This is a genomic window from Pseudomonas sp. G1002, assembly GCF_013385455.1.
In the GTDB taxonomy this organism is placed as follows: Bacteria; Pseudomonadota; Gammaproteobacteria; order Pseudomonadales; family Pseudomonadaceae; genus Aquipseudomonas.
On sequence record NZ_JACAPY010000028.1, the window covers coordinates 22606 to 39974 of the forward strand.

General features: G+C 61.8%; 17 protein-coding genes. 12 read left to right on the forward strand and 5 right to left on the reverse strand.

The features are described 5' to 3' along the window. Nucleotides 1-1278: an acetyl-CoA C-acetyltransferase gene (locus HX801_RS17955; RefSeq protein WP_177022456.1), complete on the reverse strand. Its 1278-nt coding sequence runs from the start codon at nt 1276-1278 to the stop codon at nt 1-3. Between the two features lie 114 nt (nt 1279-1392). On the opposite strand from HX801_RS17955, the gene HX801_RS17960 reads away from it, so the two are divergent. The 4 genes from HX801_RS17960 (at nt 1393) to HX801_RS17975 (ending at nt 7426) form a co-directional block, all read left to right on the forward strand. Then, nucleotides 1393-2745: a 3-oxoacyl-ACP reductase gene (locus tag HX801_RS17960; protein ID WP_177008349.1), complete on the forward strand. Its 1353-nt coding sequence runs from the start codon at nt 1393-1395 to the stop codon at nt 2743-2745. Nucleotides 2746-2747: 2 nt separating this feature from the next. After that, a complete protein-coding gene (locus HX801_RS17965; RefSeq protein ID WP_177022457.1) occupies nt 2748-3596 on the forward strand; it encodes a MaoC/PaaZ C-terminal domain-containing protein in 849 nt (282 codons plus the stop codon). A gap of 292 nt (nt 3597-3888) precedes the next feature. Next, entirely contained in the window at nt 3889-5565 is a 1677-nt protein-coding gene (locus HX801_RS17970; RefSeq protein ID WP_177022458.1) for a collagen-like triple helix repeat-containing protein, read from the forward strand. Between the two features lie 175 nt (nt 5566-5740). Next, nucleotides 5741-7426, forward strand: coding sequence for a ShlB/FhaC/HecB family hemolysin secretion/activation protein (locus tag HX801_RS17975; RefSeq protein ID WP_177022459.1), 1686 nt, complete (start codon nt 5741-5743; stop codon nt 7424-7426). Between the two features lie 115 nt (nt 7427-7541). Here HX801_RS17975 and HX801_RS17980 read toward each other — a convergent pair whose 3' ends face one another. Beyond that, nucleotides 7542-7949: a response regulator gene (locus HX801_RS17980; protein WP_003212897.1), complete on the reverse strand. Its 408-nt coding sequence runs from the start codon at nt 7947-7949 to the stop codon at nt 7542-7544. Nucleotides 7950-8015: 66 nt separating this feature from the next. After that, entirely contained in the window at nt 8016-8207 is a 192-nt protein-coding gene (locus HX801_RS17985; protein WP_177022460.1) for a Flp family type IVb pilin, read from the reverse strand. A 314-nt stretch (nt 8208-8521) separates the two neighbouring features. Here HX801_RS17985 and cpaB point away from each other — a divergent pair, with 314 nt between their 5' ends. From cpaB to HX801_RS18025, 8 genes are read left to right on the forward strand one after another with little or no spacing between them, the layout of a single operon-like run. Beyond that, nucleotides 8522-9457 carry a Flp pilus assembly protein CpaB gene (cpaB, locus tag HX801_RS17990; protein ID WP_087693096.1) on the forward strand — a complete coding sequence of 312 codons (936 nt, stop codon included), beginning with the start codon at nt 8522-8524 and terminating at the stop codon, nt 9455-9457. A 20-nt stretch (nt 9458-9477) separates the two neighbouring features. Further along, nucleotides 9478-10701: a type II and III secretion system protein family protein gene (locus tag HX801_RS17995; RefSeq protein ID WP_008438995.1), complete on the forward strand. Its 1224-nt coding sequence runs from the start codon at nt 9478-9480 to the stop codon at nt 10699-10701. After that, nucleotides 10698-11888, forward strand: a complete 1191-nt coding sequence (locus HX801_RS18000; protein ID WP_008438996.1) for a pilus assembly protein CpaE — start codon at nt 10698-10700, stop codon at nt 11886-11888. Before HX801_RS17995 ends, HX801_RS18000 begins: the two co-directional genes overlap by 4 nt. After that, on the forward strand, nt 11885-13156 hold the full coding sequence (locus tag HX801_RS18005) for a CpaF family protein (protein ID WP_008438997.1): 1272 nt from the start codon (nt 11885-11887) through the stop codon (nt 13154-13156). The genes HX801_RS18000 and HX801_RS18005 overlap by 4 nt, the downstream gene beginning before the upstream one ends. A gap of 11 nt (nt 13157-13167) precedes the next feature. Continuing rightward, complete coding sequence (locus HX801_RS18010) at nt 13168-14052, forward strand: type II secretion system F family protein (protein ID WP_177022461.1); 885 nt, start codon at nt 13168-13170, stop codon at nt 14050-14052. A 1-nt stretch (nt 14053) separates the two neighbouring features. After that, nucleotides 14054-14938: a type II secretion system F family protein gene (locus HX801_RS18015; protein ID WP_087693099.1), complete on the forward strand. Its 885-nt coding sequence runs from the start codon at nt 14054-14056 to the stop codon at nt 14936-14938. A gap of 11 nt (nt 14939-14949) precedes the next feature. Further along, nucleotides 14950-15672, forward strand: coding sequence for a tetratricopeptide repeat protein (locus tag HX801_RS18020; protein ID WP_177022462.1), 723 nt, complete (start codon nt 14950-14952; stop codon nt 15670-15672). A gap of 22 nt (nt 15673-15694) precedes the next feature. Continuing rightward, the gene (locus tag HX801_RS18025) at nt 15695-15967 is read left to right on the forward strand and encodes a DUF3613 domain-containing protein (RefSeq protein ID WP_177008343.1); all 273 of its coding nucleotides are present in this window, start codon (nt 15695-15697) and stop codon (nt 15965-15967) included. Here HX801_RS18025 and HX801_RS18030 read toward each other — a convergent pair. Together HX801_RS18030 and HX801_RS18035 are read right to left on the reverse strand one after the other, a co-directional pair. Continuing rightward, a complete protein-coding gene (locus HX801_RS18030) occupies nt 15964-16752 on the reverse strand; it encodes a response regulator transcription factor (RefSeq protein WP_003212915.1) in 789 nt (262 codons plus the stop codon). The genes HX801_RS18025 and HX801_RS18030 overlap by 4 nt on opposite strands. Nucleotides 16753-16866: 114 nt before the next feature. Further along, nucleotides 16867-17352 (reverse strand): prepilin peptidase, encoded by a 486-nt coding sequence (locus HX801_RS18035; RefSeq protein WP_177022463.1) that lies wholly within the window; start codon nt 17350-17352, stop codon nt 16867-16869. Nucleotides 17353-17369: the final 17 nt, after the last annotated feature.

Genomic DNA, 17369 nt, shown 5'->3' on the forward strand with positions numbered 1-17369 from the left:
TCAGCGCTCAATAATCGCGGTGACGCCCTGGCCCCCGGCGGCGCAGATCGAGATCAGGCCCCGGCCCTTGCCGGCTGCGTCCAGCAGCTTGGCTAGGTTGGCGACGATACGCCCACCCGTGGCAGCAAACGGATGGCCGGCGGCCAATGAGCTGCCCTTGACGTTCAAGCGGCGGCGGTCGATAGAGCCCAGCGGTGCATCCAGCCCCAGGCGGGTCTTGCAGTATTCCGGATCCTCCCAGGCTTTCAGCGTGCATAACACTTGGGCAGCGAAGGCTTCGTGAATCTCGTAGTAATCGAAGTCCTGCAGGGTCAGGCCATTCCTCGCCAGCAGGCGAGGCACGGCGTACACCGGCGCCATCAGCAGGCCTTCGGCGCCGTTGACGAAATCCACCGCCGCCGCTTCGCCATCGCGCAGGTAGGCGAGAATCGGCAAGCCGCGCTCCTTGGCCCAGGCTTCACTGCCCAGCAGCACCAACGAGGCGCCATCGGTCAGCGGCGTCGAGTTACCGGCGGTGAGGGTGCCCTTTTCACTGCGCTCGAAGGCGGGCTTGAGGCTGGCGAGTTTTTCCAGGGTCAGGTCGGGGCGCAGGTTGTTGTCGCGGGTCAGGCCAAGAAAGGGCGTGAGCAAATCGTTTTGCCAGCCTTCGGCGTAGGACGCGGCCATTTTCTGGTGGCTTTCCAGCGCCAACTGATCCTGCTCGGCGCGGGGGATCTGCCAGGTCTGCGCCATCAACTCGCAATGCTGGCCCATGGACAACCCGGTGCGTGGCTCGCCGTTGCGCGGCAGCTCCGGCTTGAGGTGATGGGGACGAAGTTGTAACAAGACTTTAAGTTTATCCGCCATGGATTTGCTGCGATTGGCTTGCAGCAGGATTTTGCGCAGGCCCTCATTCACCCCGATAGGCGCGTCGGACGTGGTGTCGACGCCGCCGGCAATCCCGCTTTCGATTTGCCCCAGCGCAATCTTGTTCGCCACCAGCAACGCGGCTTCCAGCCCCGTGCCACAGGCCTGCTGAATATCGTAGGCCGGGGTTTGCGGCGACAGGCGCGAGCCCAGCACGCACTCGCGGGTCAGGTTGAAGTCGCGGGAATGCTTGAGCACCGCCCCGGCGGCCACCTCGCCAATACGCAGGCCGTGCAGGTTGTAGCGCTCGATCAGGCCTTCGAGGGCGGCGGTCAACATCGCCTGGTTGCTCGCCGTGGCGTAAGGGCCGTTGGAGCGGGCGAAGGGGATGCGGTTACCGCCAATGATCGCTACACGGCGCAATTGAGTCATGGAAAGCTCCCTTGAGGTTATGGGGTGAATCTCTGAGCCTAGCCTAGGCTCAATCGAACGACTTTCACCTATTGATGGTCCACCGTTTGAACCCCAGCACTCGGAGAGCGTTCCATGTCTGACCGTTATATCGACTTCGCCAACTCCAGCCTCGGCCATCGCCTGGTCGCCGCCATTGGCCTGCCGTCACCGGTACGCCTGGAACGCTGGCAGGCCGGACGTCTGCGCCCGGTGGAGGGTGCACTGCTGATCGGCGGCGGCCCGCTGGCGACAAAAATCCTGCCGTTCGCCAACAAGCTGACCGACGCTATCTATAGCTACGGCACCGAACCGTCGACGGCAACCACCTGGATTCCCGGCCACGGGCCCAAGCTCAAGGCCGTGGTATTTGACGCCAGCCAACTGCAGCACACCGATCAACTCAAACAGCTGCGGGAATTCTTTCAGCCGCTGATGAAAAATCTCGATCACAGCGCGCACCTGGTGATACTTGGCCGCGCCCCGGAAAGCCTCGGCGACCCGTTTGCCGCCAGTGCCCAACGGGCCCTTGAAGGCTTCAGCCGGTCGCTGGCCAAAGAGCTGCGCAGCGGCGGCGTCCTGCAATTGCTGTACGTGGGCGACGGGGCCGAGGATCAATTGGAGGGTGCGTTGCGGTTCTTCCTCTCGCCGAAAAGTGCCTATATCTCCGGCCAGGTCATTCGCCTGAACCCTTGCGCGACTCAGGTCGCGGACTGGACGCGCCCGCTCGCCGGGCACAAGGCCCTGGTGACCGGCGCCGCCCGCGGCATCGGTGCCTCGATCGCCGAAACCCTGGCCCGCGACGGTGCCGAGGTGATCCTGCTGGACGTGCCACAAGCCAAGGCCGACCTCGATGCCCTGGCCGCGCGCCTGGGCGCCCGCAGCATCGCCCTGGATATCTGCGCCGAAGACGCCGCCACCCAACTGATCGAACACCTGCCGGACGGCATCGACATCGTGGTGCACAACGCCGGCATCACCCGCGATAAAACCCTGGCCAACATGACGCCGGAATATTGGGACGCAGTCTTGGCGGTCAATCTCAACGCGCCGCAAGTGCTGACCAAGGCGCTGCTGGACAGCGGCACCCTGCACGACAACGGTCGCGTGGTGCTGCTGGCATCCATCAGCGGCATCGCCGGCAACCGCGGGCAAACCAACTACGCCGCGAGCAAGGCCGGGCTGATTGGCCTGGCCCAGGCCTGGGCGCCGTTGCTCGGTGAGCGCGGGATCAGCATCAATGCCGTGGCCCCAGGCTTTATCGAAACCCAGATGACCGCACACATTCCCTTCGCCCTGCGTGAGGCCGGGCGCCGCATGAGTTCGCTGGGCCAGGGCGGCTTGCCCCAGGACGTCGCCGAGGCGGTGGCCTGGCTCGGCCAGCCGGGCTCGGGCGCGGTGAGCGGGCAAGCGTTGCGGGTGTGTGGGCAAAGTCTATTGGGAGCGTAAGCATGGAGTGGCACACATTAGGCAGCACCCCGTTCCTGCCGCCGCTGTATTGGCGCGCGGCACTCAAGCGCAAGATCACCGGCACCAGGCTGCCCGAGCAAGGGTTGCGCTGCCGGGTCAGTGTGAACCCCAGGGAAGTCGCGGCCTATCGCAAGGTCTGCGGGTTTGCCGACAGCCCGGTCTTGCCGGCCACCTATCCGCATATCCTGGCATTCGGCCTGCAGATGCAATTGCTCACCGACAAGGCGTTTCCTTTCCCGCTGCTGGGATTGATCCACCTGAGCAACCGGATCCGCATCCTGCGCTCGTTGGGCGGTGTGAGTGACTTGACGGTCGGCGTTTACGCGCAGAATTTGCAGCCCCATGCCAAGGGCGCGACATTCGATATTGTGACCACGGTCGAAGATTCACTGGGGCTGCTGTGGGAAGCCGAAAGCCGAATGCTCTGTCGTGGGGTGAAACTCGATGGCGCTGCGGCGGACAACACCCTGCAAGCCTCCACTAACGTAAGCGAGCTGACCCGTTGGAAAGCCCCCGCCGATGTTGGCCGCCGCTACGCCCGGGTGTCCGGCGACTACAATCCGATTCACCTGAGTGCCCTCACTGCCAAGTTGTTTGGCTTCCCCCAGGCCATCGCCCATGGGTTATGGAACACGGCACGCACACTGGCCGCACTGAGCGAACATTTGCCTGCGGCCAATATCGAAATAGACGTCGAGTTTAAAAAGCCGGTGCGCTTACCCAGTGAAGTAACCTTATTGACAAGTGCCGCCGGCTCCAGTGGCGAGTTACAACTAAAGGGCGCCGGGGATATTGAACACATGACGGGGCGTTGGCGGCCAATCTCCTGATAAATTGTATATATACACCCTAAGTTATAGCGGGCTATCGATAGCCCGCCATCTTTATTAACCCCATGATTTTAAACACCTCGCAACGTCTACACCCTCCCCCACTACACCCTTGGTATTAGTCGCTAAGCAGACTAACTCTATCTGTATATAAATCGTTAATACCAAGTTGAGCATTGCGAGATAACGCACCCGGGTCTGTTATAGCCACAACGGACGAATGTATCGCTGTCTTTAGAAACAGCGAACTTCGATAACAGCAAAGGCTGTACCTGGTGCAAGGAACTCAATCATGAAAACTCAAGTCGTGTTGTGGAAAGCAAGTACCGCGCTGGCCCTGATTCTGGCAGTTAGCCTCGGAGGCTGCAGCAGCGGTGGTGGTGGTCATCACAGTAGCGTCGCGGCGTCATCTCCGGATGCTGGCAGTGGCAGTGGTACTGGCGGCGGAACGGGTGGCGGCACTGGCGGTGGCACCGGTGGTGGCACCGGTGGCGGCACAGATGGAGGTACTGGTGGCGGCACAGGTGGTGGAACCGGCGGAGGTACTGGCGGTGGCACTGGTGGCGGCACCGGCGGAGGTACTGGCGGTGGCACTGGTGGCGGCACCGGCGGCGGCACCGGCGGCGGCACAGGTGGTGGCACCGGCGGCGGCACTGGCGGTGGCACAGGTTCGACCACTCCTCTGGTCACCGGCCAGGTAGTGGGCGCTGTAGGCGGTGTCGTCGGTAATGTCGGCACCGCGGTGGGCGACCTGGGTACGACCCTGACCACTGTGCCAATTGTCGGTACTACCGCTGGCGGGTTAGTCACCGCAACGGGCACTGCCGTCAACAGCATCGGCAGCGGCCTGACTAACGGCCTGGGCACCCTGGGCACCAATAGCAACGCCTTGGGCACCACCGTTGCCGGTGTGGCCGATGGCGTGGCCGACCTGGGTACCGGCGTGTCCAACACCGGCAAGTCCCTGGGCACTACGTTGGGCGGCATTCCCGTGGTCGGAGGCTTGACCGGCGGTGTAGGCGGCGCGGCAGGTGGCCTGGTCGATAAAGTCGGCCAAACCGTGACCATGCTTGGCGACACCTTGAGCACGGCCAGCACCACCGGGCCACTGGGCGGCTTGACCAATACGGTGGGTAAAAGCGTACTGGTACCCGTCGTCTCTCTGGTGGAAAACACCACGGGTAACCTGGGCAATAAGACAGGCCTGGGCAATCCGGTGGGTGGCTTGATCGATAAAGTGGGCGCCACTGTCACCGGCCTGGGTGGCCAGGTGGCAAGTGCCGGCGGTGCAGGCAACCCAGTCGGGACACTCGTCGGTGGCGTGTTGACTGGCGTCGGCACCACCCTTGATAAATCGAGTGGCTACGTCAATCCGGCAACCACGACCCCGCAATCGGGTCTGCCTGAGCTGGTCGGTGGCCTCGTCGCCAACGTCGGCAACGGCCTGAACATCGGCAACACCAATGGCACTGTCAGTGCTGCGGGCGTAACCGGGGGTGCCGTGGGCAACACCGTCGCGTCCCTCGGCACCCTGATTGGCGGCAACGGCGTAGCCAACACCGGCGCCACGGCTCCGGTCGCGGGGCTGGCGACCAATGTCGGCGCCGCACTGAACCCAGTGACTACGGGCGTTGCCGGGCTGACCCAAAACATCGGTACCAGCACGGGTATCGGCGCACCGGTGAACGGCCTGGTGACCCAAGTCGGCGGCGCAGTCAGCGGTCTGGGCACCAACCTGACGGCAGCCAATGCCAACCCGATCACCAACGCCGTAGGCGGTACCCTGAATGCAGTGGGTAATACTGTCGGCTCGGTGGGTGGCTTGGTCACCGGAGGTACCAGCAGTAGCGGTGGCGGCCTGCTCGGCGGCTTGAACGTGGGAGCCAGCGCCTCCGCCGGAGGCACTGCAAACGCAAACACCGGTGGTGGCCTGGGCGGCTTGCTCGGCGGGCTGACCGGCAAAAAATAGAATTGCACCTGGCCATTAGACGGCCTCCCCTCCAGCGCCTACGCTTGGTTGAGACGAGAGATTCCAATGAGTCTCTCGTCTTTTTTATTGGCCAGTGAAAGGCCCTCCCGAAACGCGCCCCAGAGCCCGGCGGGAATCCGCGAAACGCTGCTGCAGTTTGACCATGGAGTGTCCTATGCGCGCCTTGACGCCTTTGTTTCTACTCACCCTGATTGCCGCCAGTGTCCACGCCGAGACACTGCCCAGTTTCCTCAACAGCAACGACACTATTCGCAACCTGCCGGTGCCCAACCTCCCCGCCGACGCCTATCGCCCGGTCACGCCACAGACCCAGTTGCCCGAGCCGGCCGCCACCCAGAACCAACCGTTGTTGATGGACACCAAAGTGACCATCCGCAAGCTGCAAATCGACGGGGGAACTATCTACCCGCTCCAGGACGTGGCCAAGGTTTTCGAGCCGTTGATTGGCCACGAAACCACCCTCGCCCAACTGATCGAAGCCACCCGCGGCATCACCCGCCGCTACCAGCAGGACGGCTACCTGTTGTCCTACGCCTACCTGCCCGACCAGCGCTTCGAAAACGGCCTGGTGCATGTGGTGCTGGTGGAGGGTTACATCAAGGATTACAACCTGAAGGGCGACATCGGTTCAGTCTCGGCCTACGTCGACAAGCTGGCGGCCAAGCTGCTGGGTGAACGCCCGCTGACCCGCAAGACCTTCGAGCGCTACACCACGCTGATGGGGCGTATCCCGGGTGTGACACTGCAGGCACAAGTACCGCCACCGGGCACCACCGATGGCGGCACGCACATGCAGATCCAGGCCAGCCGCAAGCCATTCACCACCAGCATGAGCCTGGACGAAGACAACCGTAGCGGCACGCAGGCGCTGCTGGCTGCCACCAGTAACTCCCAGACCTCGATGGGCGAGCAACTGAGCCTCAGCGGCCTGTTCCCGCCAGGCAAGGACGACGAGCATTACTACCGCCTGGGCTACAGCCAGTTCATCAATGCCGAAGGCAGCCAGTTGGTGCTCAACGCAGAACGTTATCGAGCCGACCCCAACAGCAATGTGCAACTGGACGGTGGCTTTGAACTCAAGCCGCACCAGGCGATTGACCGCTACTCCATCGGCCTGTCCCACCCCTTGATCGCCTCCCCCACCGAGTCATTGACCCTCGGCACGCGCCTTTACGCCGTGGACCAAACTACCCGCTATCAACTCGTGGGCTACCCGCTGCGCTTCGACGTGGAAACCGACCTGCGAGCCCTCGCGTTCGAGGGCGACTGGCGCAAGTCCGACGACCGCCAACTGCGGATTCTCAGCGCCGGGCTCTACCAGGGAATCAACGGCCTGGGTGCACGTACCCACAGCGATATCGAAGGCACGCAGCCGGACCTGGAATTCTTCCGCCTGCGTCTGTCGGGGGTACAAAGCAACAAGTTCTTCGACCACTGGCAAGGCGTGGCATCGGGTGCCTTCTACTGGAGCAACGACACCCTGCCCGACAGCGAACGCGCGACGTTCGGCGGGCAGAGTTTCGGGCGTGGTTACCCGGATGACCAGGGCTCGGGCGACAAGGGCTGGGGCGTGGCGTATGAGGTCAACTACAGCTTCAACCGCAGCGGTGAGTGGGTAAAAATCCTGCAGCCGTACGTGGTGCTCGACAAGGCCAAGACCTGGTTCAACGAACTGCCGGTCAAGGGCAACAACATGTCGTCAGCGGCGGTGGGCCTGCGCTTCGGGGATAACAAGTACTACAACATCGCGCTGGAAGCGGCCAAGCCAATGTCGGATATCGCCCTGGACAGCTTCAATCGGCGGCCACGGTATACGCTGAGTTTCAGCTACCAACTCTGAACCCTGTGGGAGCGAGCTTGCTCGCGAAGAACGTCCAGACAACGCGGGGAACCAGACTGCCCTCGTTATCGTTGACGTTTTTCGCGAGCAAGCCCGCTCCCACACAAGCTCGCTCCTACATCAATCTGATCTTGGGGATGGGGAAGAGGTTGTTGAGGGTGTCGATCAAGCGCACCAGATAGATCGGCTTGCGGAACAGGTCCAGCACCTGCAGGCGCAGCATGTCACTGACATCATCCATCTCGGCGTGGCCGGACATGACGATCACCGGCAAGTGCTGGCGGGCGGTGTGTTCGCGCAGACGCTTGATCAAGGAAATACCACTTTCCTCGGGCATGCGCAGGTCGGTAATCACCAGTGCGATATCGGGGTGCAGGGTCAGCTCTTGCAAAGCAAAGGTGACCGAGGTCGCGGTAAAACAGACAAAGCCTTCATTCTCCAGCGACTCGGCCAGTTCAATGAGGGCGTCCTCTTCGTCATCCACCAAAAGGATTTGTTGCCGGGGAGCCGAAGAGGAGTTCATGTTGAAATGCCTGATACGCAATAGGTCATTCGGCGGAACCTGCACGTGTTTGCGCGAGTACCTGGGTCAGGTATGAATGGCGCCTTGTATCGAGTTGAAGACGCCGGTTATGGCCGTCCGGATAGGTGTAATAAAAGCAGCCAGCGCCACAGCGACCATCGCCGCAACCAGTGCGTATTCGATACCCGATGCGCCCTCTTTGGAATAGAAAAAAATCTGGACTTTGATGAAACCCATGCGAATAAGATCAAGGAACATAATGACTTCTCCTTTGCGCCCACGGCGCTGGTATCGCGGCATCACAAAAATGATTTCGGTGTGCCACTAGAGCATTGTCAACAAACCCCAGACCAACAACTGTAAGAACTGATTAATCACAAAGTATTAGTCGGCCGGCTGACGCCAAAAATCCAACTTTCGCAGAGGTTTCTGGAGATATTTTTCGCCCGGTAATGGCGTTTTGTCTTAGCTGAACTACCTTCAAATAGCGAAATAGTTAGAAGCTTGAAGCGATTGGATACGCAAGCATTAGTGGGAACAGCAGTGGATGCAGCAGGAAAGGGAGAGCCTTCATGAACAGTCGGATTAGCTTGATCCTCGCCGGGCTGCTGTTGGTAGGTGCACTGATTGCAGGCTACTGGGGCCTGGTACTCAGCCGCCCTGCCCCTGTCGCACCGCCCGTGCCCCAAACGCCTGAAGTCGTGCAACCCGTCGCCGAAGACCAGACACGCCAACCCGTGGTGGTGCTGGCCCATGACGTTGCACCGTTTGTTGCGCTCACCGCCGCCGACCTGACCCTGGAAAAACTGCGCACGGTTCCCGCCGGCAGCCTCACCAGCCTCGACCAGGCCGTGGGCAAGATCCCGTGGCGGCCGCTGTCGGCCGGGACCTGGCTGACCGAGGAGAGCTTCAACTCCGGCGGCACCGTGGCGCGAATGATCCGCCCTAACGAACGCGCGCTTGCCGTCGCCGTGGATGAAGTGATCGGCGCCAGCGGGCAACTCTCCCCGGGGGACTATGTGGACGTCCTGCTCTTCCTGCGCCAGGAAGCCAGCAACCCGCAGCAGTCCGCACAAATCGTGGTGCCCGCCTTGCGCCTGCTGGGCGTCGGCGATCAACTGGGGCTGACCAACGACGGCACGCCCGGCTCCGTGCCACCGACCACCCCCGACGAAAAACTCAAGGCGCAGCAGAGTCGCGCCAGCGCGCGCACGGTACTCCTCGCCGTACCGGAGGAGCTCCTGAGCCGGCTGATGCTCGCAGCCCAGTCCGGCGTACTGCGCCTGGCTGTACGCAGTGCCGACGAACAACTGCTGAGCCAATACTGGGCCGGTGAAACGGAGTCCGCGACCCACCTGGAAAACACCCGGCGCGAGCTCTACCAGTTCAACCAGCTGGCCTTCAGTACAGCGCCGGTCAACGGCCTGAGTCCCGCCGGCAATGGTGCGCCAAGGCGTTCAGGCGTCGAAGTAATACGTGGCAATCAGGTTACCCAACAAACGCCCTGAAAGAGCTAAGGATGCCTTGAATGAGCAGTCGTTTCGTGTGGTCTTTTTCGCGAATTTTCTGGGCACTTCTCACCCTGAGCCTGCCTGTCGGCGTTGCACTGGCAGCACCCGGCAACTGCACGGGCCTGGGCCAGCTGCCGGCAGTGCTGGAGGTGGGTGAAGGCGCTCAACAGGCTATCCAGTCGCCGGTGCCGATTACGCGGCTGGCCATTGGCGATCCGAAAGTGGCCGATGTGCAGGTCAACGGCAACCAGGCGTTCCTGCTCACCGGCATCGCCTCGGGCACCACCAGCCTGATGGTCTGGACGGCCTGCTCCAGCAGCCCGCGCCAAAGCATGGTGTTCGTCAAGGGCAAGGCCACGTCGGCCCTGACCAGCCTGGCCCTGTCGCCGTCCGATGACCCGACCCTGCCCAGCCAGGTGCAAACCGACATCCGCTTTGTGGAAGTGAGCCGCACCAAACTCAAGGAGGCCAGTACCTCGATCTTTGGCCGGGGCGGCAACTTTCTGTTCGGCGCCCCGAACAATGTTGCCAACGCGGCGGCCACAGGATTCCGTGGGCTCCCGGTGAACAACGACACCTTCAACATCGGCTTTGGCGGCGGCCGTGTCTCGGCCATGATCAACGCCCTGGAAAGCAGCGGCTTTGCCTACACCCTGGCCCGGCCGAGCCTGGTGGCGCTCAGTGGCCAAAGTGCGACCTTCCTCGCCGGTGGTGAAGTACCGATCCCGGTACCCAGCAGCGGCAGCAACACCATCTCCATCGAATACAAAGAGTTCGGTATTCGCCTGACCCTGACCCCGACCGTCATCGACCATGGGCGAATTTCCCTGAAGGTCGCGCCAGAGGTCAGTGAGCTGGACTACACCAACGCGGTCAACATCCAGGGTATCTCCGTGCCGGCCCTGACCATCCGGCGCACCGACACCAGCATCTCCCTGGCCGACGGCGAAAGCTTTGTGATCAGCGGCCTGATCAGCACCAACAACACCTCCAGCGTCAGCAAATTCCCGGGCCTGGGTGACATCCCGATCCTCGGTGCATTCTTTCGCGACTCCAGCATCAATCGCCAGGAAAAAGAGCTGCTGATGATCGTCACCCCGCACCTCGTGCAGCCCTTGGCGGCCAACGCCCAACTGCCTTCGTTGCCAGGGGAAAAGCTGCGCAATTACGACCCTAACTGGTACCGCCTGTATTTCCTCGAAAACGGCAATTTCGACCGCCGCAGTGGACTGTCCGAATGAGTGAGAGCCTGAGCCAGACCTTTTTGGCAATTACCCGCAACACCACGGATCTGGAATGGCTTCAGGGCGCGCTCGCGCCCCTGGGGCAAGTGGTCAGCGCCGGTGCCGGCAGCCTCGACGAACTGTTGGCACTGGTAGACGTGACGTTCGCCAACCTGGTGTTCATCGGCCTGGACCGGGAACACGTCACCACCCAGTGCGCCCTGATCGAAGGTGCCCTGGAAGCCAAGCCGATGCTTGCCATCGTGGCCTTGGGCGATGGCATGGACAACCAGCTTGTACTGAACGCGATGCGCGCCGGCGCACGGGATTTCGTGGCCTACGGCTCGCGCTCCAGTGAGGTTGCCGGCCTGGTTCGGCGCCTGAGCAAACGCTTGCCGGCGGTCACCCCGAATACCCATCTAGGCGGGCTGACCGTGCTCTACGGCACCCAAGGCAATGCCGACGGCGCGCTGATCGCCAGCCACCTGGCGCTGGTGGTGCAAAAAAGCGGGCAGCAAACGCTGTTGCTCGACCTGGGCCTGCCACTCGCTGACAGCCTCGCACTGCTGGGGCTGGAGAGTTCTTTTCATTTCGGCGACGCCCTGCGTCACTTGCGGCGCCTGGACTCAACCCTGATCAACAGCGCCTTCACCACCGCCGAAGCCGGTCTGCGCATCCTCGCCTACCACAACAACGACGAGCCCCTGGAACGGACCAGCGCGGCCGAGCTGTACATGTTGCTCAGCGCCCTGCGCCAGCACTTCCAGCACATCGTGGTGAACCTGACCGGCCAACCCGACAGCGAAGCCTTGCGCACCTTTGTCAGCCATTGCGACAAACTGCTGTGGTGCACCGACCAAAGTGTGCCGGACTGCCGCCGCAACCTGGCCGTACTCAACCTGTGGCGGGAAAAAGGCATGAAACTCGACCATGCCCGCCTGCTGGTAGACCGCTACCTAAAGGGGGCCGCCCCGGACTCGGAGGCACTGGGCAATAGCTTCGGGCTGGAGGTAATCGCCGTCCTGCCCTGGAGCCCGGAAGTGCGCCTGAGTGCCAAGAACCAGGCCCAGACCCTGTTCTCCCTGGCCCCACGGGAAGCCCTGACACAGACGTTGCGCGGCTTGGGTGAGCGCCTGGCAAAACGCTCCGAGGGCCTGGAAAAACCCTCCACCAATTGGCTCAACCGCCTTCTGAGGACCAAATGAACGGCGAGAAGCTGTTTGGCGTCGCCCCGCGCGGCAACGTCGGCAACACTGATCACGACGGCCTGAAGCTGGTGCTGCATCGCTACATCATCGATGCCATCGAGGATTCGGGAAAAAATCTGCTGGAAGGCACACGCCAGTCCCTGGCGCAGTTTGTGATCGACAAGGTGGCCGAATACATCACACGTATGCACCTGGCGATTTCCCGCTATGAGATGGAGCGCCTGGCCGAAGAGATCGTCGATGAGCTGACCGGTTTCGGCCCGCTGGAAGTGCTGCTGCGCGACCCGACCGTCACCGAGATCCTGGTCAACGGCCCGCACCGGGTATTCGTCGAACGCGATGGCCTGCTGCAACAAAGTGACTTGCGCTTCATTGACGACCACCATGTCGAGCGGGTCATGCAGCGCATCCTCGCGCCCCTGGGACGCCGGCTGGATGAGTCGTCACCGATGGTCGATGCGCGCCTGCCCGATGGCAGCCGGGTCAATGCGATCATTCCGCCGATTGCCCTGGACGGGCCGTGCCTGTCGATTCGAAAGTTTCGCAAGGACATGCTTAAAAGCAGCGACCTGGTGGCCATGCAAACCATCGACCAGGCCATTTTCGACTTTTTCAAGGAAGCCGTCGGCAAGCGCTGCAACATCCTGATCAGCGGTGGTACCGGCACCGGTAAAACCACACTGCTGAACATTCTCAGCCAGTTGATCAACCCCCGCGAGCGCCTGGTCACCATCGAAGACGTGGCCGAGTTGCAACTGGGCCATCCCCACGTTGTGCGCCTGGAAACCCGCCCGCCCAATGCCGAGGGGCATGGGGAAGTGAAGGCCAGTGACTTGATCCGCAACGCCCTGCGGATGCGCCCCGACCGCATCATCCTCGGCGAGATCCGGGGCGTGGAAGTCATCGATGTGTTGACCGCCATGAACACCGGCCACGACGGCTCGATGAGTACCGTGCACGCCAACAACGCCCAGGACGCCTTGCTGCGCCTGGAAACCCTGGTGGGCCTGACCGGCCGGGTCGTCGCGGAAAAAACCCTGCGGCAAATGATCTGCGCGGCGCTGGATGTGGTGATCCAGCTGACGCGCCTGCCCGATGGCCGCCGCTGTGTCAGCGAAGTGGTGGAAGTGGTGGGCATCCGCGAAGACGTGTACGTCACCAACACCCTGTTTCGCCACGACAAGCGCACCGGCTTTGGCTTCCTGCGCGAAGCGGTCAACCCGGCCGGTGACAAGTTGCGTCACGAAGGTCACCTGCCGGTGTAGGAGGCAACCCGATGATCGGTCCGATTCTGCTCGCCCTGCTCGCCGTGGCCCTTCTGGTGCTGGGGATAAGCCTGATGCGCAACGGTTTGCGCAAGGCCCAGACCGACCGGGTATTGGAACGCCTGGCCGAAGGGCAACCCCAGGCCATGAAAGACAACGCGGTGACCACCAGCCTGGAACGCACGTTTATCCGTGCAGGCCTCGGCCGGCCAACCGAGCGCCTCGGCCTGTGGCTGACCCTGTGGGCCTTTGGCGCCCTGCTGGGGGGGCTCGTGGGCCAGTGGATAGGCTTGTTTGTGATGGTGGCGGCACCGCCCTTGGCACTGCGCCTGTACATCGCCGTACGCTACCAGCGGCGGCTGCGCCGGATGATCGAACAACTCCCGCAATTGCTCGATCACGCCGTACGCAGCCTGAAATCCGGACGCACCCTGGCGGACGCCATCCTGAGCGGAATCGATGCCAGTGACGACCCGTTGAAAAAGTCCATGGGCCGTATCAAGCGCAATGTGCAATTGGGTGTCAGCCTGCCGGAGGCCGCTCATGACTATGCCGAGTTTTATGAACAGGATGAATTGCGCCTGTTTGCCCTGGGCCTCAAGGTCAACCACCGCTACGGCGGCAACGCCAGTGAGCTGCTGGAAAACCTGATCAAGATGATCCGCGAGCGCGACCAGGGCGCACGGCAATTACGCGCCATGACCGGTGAAACCCGGGTGACCGCGCTGGTGCTGGCGGTACTGCCGGTGAGTGTCGCGGGCTACTTCCTGCTCGTTAATCCGACGTACCTGATGGCCATGTGGGATGACCACAGCGGCCAACGCCTGATGCTCGGTGCGTTCGCCTTGCAAGTCATCGGATGCGTGGCGCTGTGGCGCATGTTGCGGAGTATCTGAGATGGCGATACTGATCAGTGCCGTATTGTTTCTTGCCGCATTATCACTGCTGCTGGCGAATATCCTGAGCAGTCGTCGTCAACAACGCGTGGTCGCCCAGCGGCTGCAGGGCGAGCCAAGCCGCAATGACAAAATGAGTGAGTGGTTGCACCAGTTGGGCAGCACCCGGATCGGCCAGCGCACCATCAGCCTCGATAACGAAACCCAAATCCTGCTCAACCGCATGGGCTGGAGAAAAACCAGCCAACGCTCGATGTTCGCCGCTTGCCAGATCGGTTCACCGATAGTTTTGCTGGGGCTGACCGCGATGACACTGGAGCTGTTCTTTCCCGGCACCGAGCATGAGTTTGTGATCTCCCTGCTGGGCCTGATCATCGGCTACCTGCTGCCCAAGCGAATACTGGTGGCACTCGCCAAAAGGCGCCAGGGGAAAATCTCCCGGGAAGTAGCGACCTTCATCCCCCTGGTGCGCATTCTGTTTGAGTCAGGCATGGCCGTGGAGCAGGCGCTGCGGGTCATGGCCTACGACGCGCAAAAGTTGCTGCCGGTACTGACCGCCGAACTGCGCCTGGTGCTGGCACGCGTCGATTCCGGGCTGGAGTTGGGGGAGGAATTGAACAAGGCCAGCCAGATGCTGGACGTCGATGAACTCAGCGACACGTGCCTGATCCTCCAGCAGCTTCTGCATCAGGGCGGCGGGGCGATGAAGTCGCTGCAATCGCTCAAGCAGTTGCTGGATGACCGGCGCCTGACCCGCCTGCAGGAATACATTTCCAAGATGTCCGCCAAAATGTCCGTGGTGATGATGCTGTTCCTGTTTCCCGCATTACTGATCGTATTGGCCGGCCCTGGCTTTATCGCCATCGCCAAAGCCTTCGTGCCTTGAGAGGACATGCAATGAAGACATTGATGGTCGCCTGCAGCCTGTTGTTGTTAAGTGGTTGCGCCAGTAACGGGCAACTGCCGTGGGCGGGTTTCAGCGCGCAGGGCAGTTGTGCCAAGCCCAACTCCGATCAGGAGTTATCGCTGAACCTGGCCGACGACATGGCCAACGAGGGCAAGCTGCACGCCAGCCTGGCCAACCTGCAAAACCTGCCGGACAACCTGCCCCAGGTGCGCCAGCGCCAGGCCAAGGTGTACCGCCTGCTGGGCCGCAGCGAAGCCGAACCGTTGTACCGCAGCCTGCTCGGCACCTGCATGGCTGCCGAAGGCGAGCACGGGCTCGGCCAGCTGGCAGCGGCCAGGGGAGACAACGGCCAGGCCATGGCGCACTTGCAACGCGCGGCCAGGATGTCGCCCACCGATGAGAAAATCCGCAACGACCTGGGCGTGGTGTACCTCAATCAACGGCGCCTGGAAGACGCGCGCTTCGAATTCCTCACGGCGATGGAACTCAAGCAGAGCGACCAACTGGCCGCGCTCAACCTCGTGACGCTGATGATTTACCAGGACAACTGGGAACAAGCCGCACTAGTGGCCAGCCGCATGGGCCTGAGCCCGGAACAAGTGACGCAAGCCCAGGCCCGGGCGCAACAACTCAAGGCGCCCGTCTCACCGACGACAGCGCCAAAAGATCAGGTCGCAACCGTAGGCGACGTGCTGCAAGCGCCGGTCAAATAGGTCTCTGAAGGGAGTACACACGATGAAATTCACACTGCTCGCCACGCTGCTGTTCGCCAGCCTGCCGCTGACGGTGCTGGCTATTGAGCCGGGGCCTTCTTCGCCACAGCAAAAACAGACCGAAGGCTGGCTGCAACTGCAGGTCAGTGGCGAACGCGCATCTCCCATCCGGCAAAAGGCCACGCCCGCTGAACGCGACCAGGCCATGCAACGCCTGCTGGACAGTTACAAATACCCTATTCCTGAGTACTACGACCAGAAACTGGGCGGCAACACCCCAGGCAGCAACAACTAATGCGCAGTGACGCGCTGGCGCGCCGCAGAATTGTTCGGCGATAACGCCAGCGCCAACTGGGTTCGGTTGTGCATATGGGTCAGGCGCAGCACTTGGGACACGTAGAGTTTCACGGTGTTTTCAGTGATGCCCAGTTCACAGGCAATCTGGTAGTTGGTCTGGCCCTTGCCTACCAGCCTTGCGACATCCAGTTGGCGGGGCGACAACTGATTGAAGATCGCCGGTATTTCAACCCGGTCAGTGTCGCTGACTTCACCCTCGGCTTCAGTCGACAGGCCGGATTGCGGACTGCTGCGCACCTTGTCGAGGTCATGATAAAGGTCATCGATGGACGCCGAGAGAAACTGCAGCTTCTGGTTCAGGTGCCCCAGGTCGAGATCTTTCTGCCGGTCCTGCAGCGCGACCACCTGGCGTTGCAACCCTTCGAGCAGCTCGCCCAAATTGATCGGCTTCTGGTAGTAATCCGCAATCCCGGCGCGCAAGGCCTTGATCACGTCCTGCTTGTCTGCACGCCCGGTCAGCATGATGGCCTCAAAGACCCGTTGCTTGCCGGCCAGGTGTTGCAGGGCCTGGACCAGTTCGATGCCATCCATCTCGGGCATATGCAGATCGCACAGCACCAGGCCGATCTCGGCATCGTCGCGAAAACGCTCGATGGCTTCCTGGCTGGATGCGCAAGGGACGCAACGGTAACCGTTGCTTTCAAGAAATTCGCAAAGCTCTTCCACGATCAAAGGCTGATCGTCCACCACGAGCACTTTCACTTGAGAGGTAAGCTTGTTCACGCGCTACTCCATGCCTGGCAAGCAAAAGGACCGATGTATCCATTCCGACCATTTTTCCTATGCAACTTACCCATAAACGTAGACGTACTTTCCTACTATGTACATAGCGATACCCTACGTGGCGACTAATGGGATCCAAAACCAGGACAGGCAAAAACCGATCAGTAAAAACGGCACGAACGGCTGCCTGGCCGAATGTGCCGGATCAAGGTACTGCAAGGTATTCCTAAGCCCTTGATTCATCAGCGGCCACACCCTGGGCGCCAGCAACAGCCAGGCTGCGCTCGCGAGGCCGGCGCCGATAAAAGTGCCCAGTACGTAGAGGTAGTCGGTTGCCAGCCCCAATGCCACGATCAGCTTCACGTCACCGGCGCCCAGGCGGCCCAGCGCGTAACCCGGCAGGGTGAACAACAACGCCAGGACAAAGGCCACACCGCCCTCGACAGCCGGCGCACCGAGCCAGGTCGTACCGCTCCAGAACAGGTAAACCAACGCCAGCAAGGCTGCGCCGAGGGTCAAACGGTTGGAGACCTGACGTAGACGGATATCTTGCACAGCGCACAGCGCGAGCCAAACGACCAGGACGAGGCTTTGAATCACGTAAAAAAAATCCCTTT

Bases quoted from the DNA above. Each gene is read 5' to 3' on its own strand.
- HX801_RS18005 (WP_008438997.1), top strand. From the start codon at position 11,885: ATGAACGGCGAGAAGCTGTTTGGCGTCGCCCCGCGCGGCAACGTCGGC.
- HX801_RS17985 (WP_177022460.1), bottom strand. From the start codon at position 8,207: ATGTTCCTTGATCTTATTCGCATGGGTTTCATCAAAGTCCAGATTTTT.
- HX801_RS18000 (WP_008438996.1), top strand. From the start codon at position 10,698: ATGAGTGAGAGCCTGAGCCAGACCTTTTTGGCAATTACCCGCAACACC.
- cpaB (WP_087693096.1), top strand. From the start codon at position 8,522: ATGAACAGTCGGATTAGCTTGATCCTCGCCGGGCTGCTGTTGGTAGGT.
- HX801_RS17975 (WP_177022459.1), top strand. From the start codon at position 5,741: ATGCGCGCCTTGACGCCTTTGTTTCTACTCACCCTGATTGCCGCCAGT.
- HX801_RS17980 (WP_003212897.1), bottom strand. From the start codon at position 7,949: ATGAACTCCTCTTCGGCTCCCCGGCAACAAATCCTTTTGGTGGATGAC.
- HX801_RS17995 (WP_008438995.1), top strand. From the start codon at position 9,478: ATGAGCAGTCGTTTCGTGTGGTCTTTTTCGCGAATTTTCTGGGCACTT.
- HX801_RS17955 (WP_177022456.1), bottom strand. From the start codon at position 1,278: ATGACTCAATTGCGCCGTGTAGCGATCATTGGCGGTAACCGCATCCCC.
- HX801_RS18025 (WP_177008343.1), top strand. From the start codon at position 15,695: ATGAAATTCACACTGCTCGCCACGCTGCTGTTCGCCAGCCTGCCGCTG.
- HX801_RS17960 (WP_177008349.1), top strand. From the start codon at position 1,393: ATGTCTGACCGTTATATCGACTTCGCCAACTCCAGCCTCGGCCATCGC.
- HX801_RS17970 (WP_177022458.1), top strand. From the start codon at position 3,889: ATGAAAACTCAAGTCGTGTTGTGGAAAGCAAGTACCGCGCTGGCCCTG.
- HX801_RS18010 (WP_177022461.1), top strand. From the start codon at position 13,168: ATGATCGGTCCGATTCTGCTCGCCCTGCTCGCCGTGGCCCTTCTGGTG.
- HX801_RS18020 (WP_177022462.1), top strand. From the start codon at position 14,950: ATGAAGACATTGATGGTCGCCTGCAGCCTGTTGTTGTTAAGTGGTTGC.
- HX801_RS18015 (WP_087693099.1), top strand. From the start codon at position 14,054: ATGGCGATACTGATCAGTGCCGTATTGTTTCTTGCCGCATTATCACTG.
- HX801_RS17965 (WP_177022457.1), top strand. From the start codon at position 2,748: ATGGAGTGGCACACATTAGGCAGCACCCCGTTCCTGCCGCCGCTGTAT.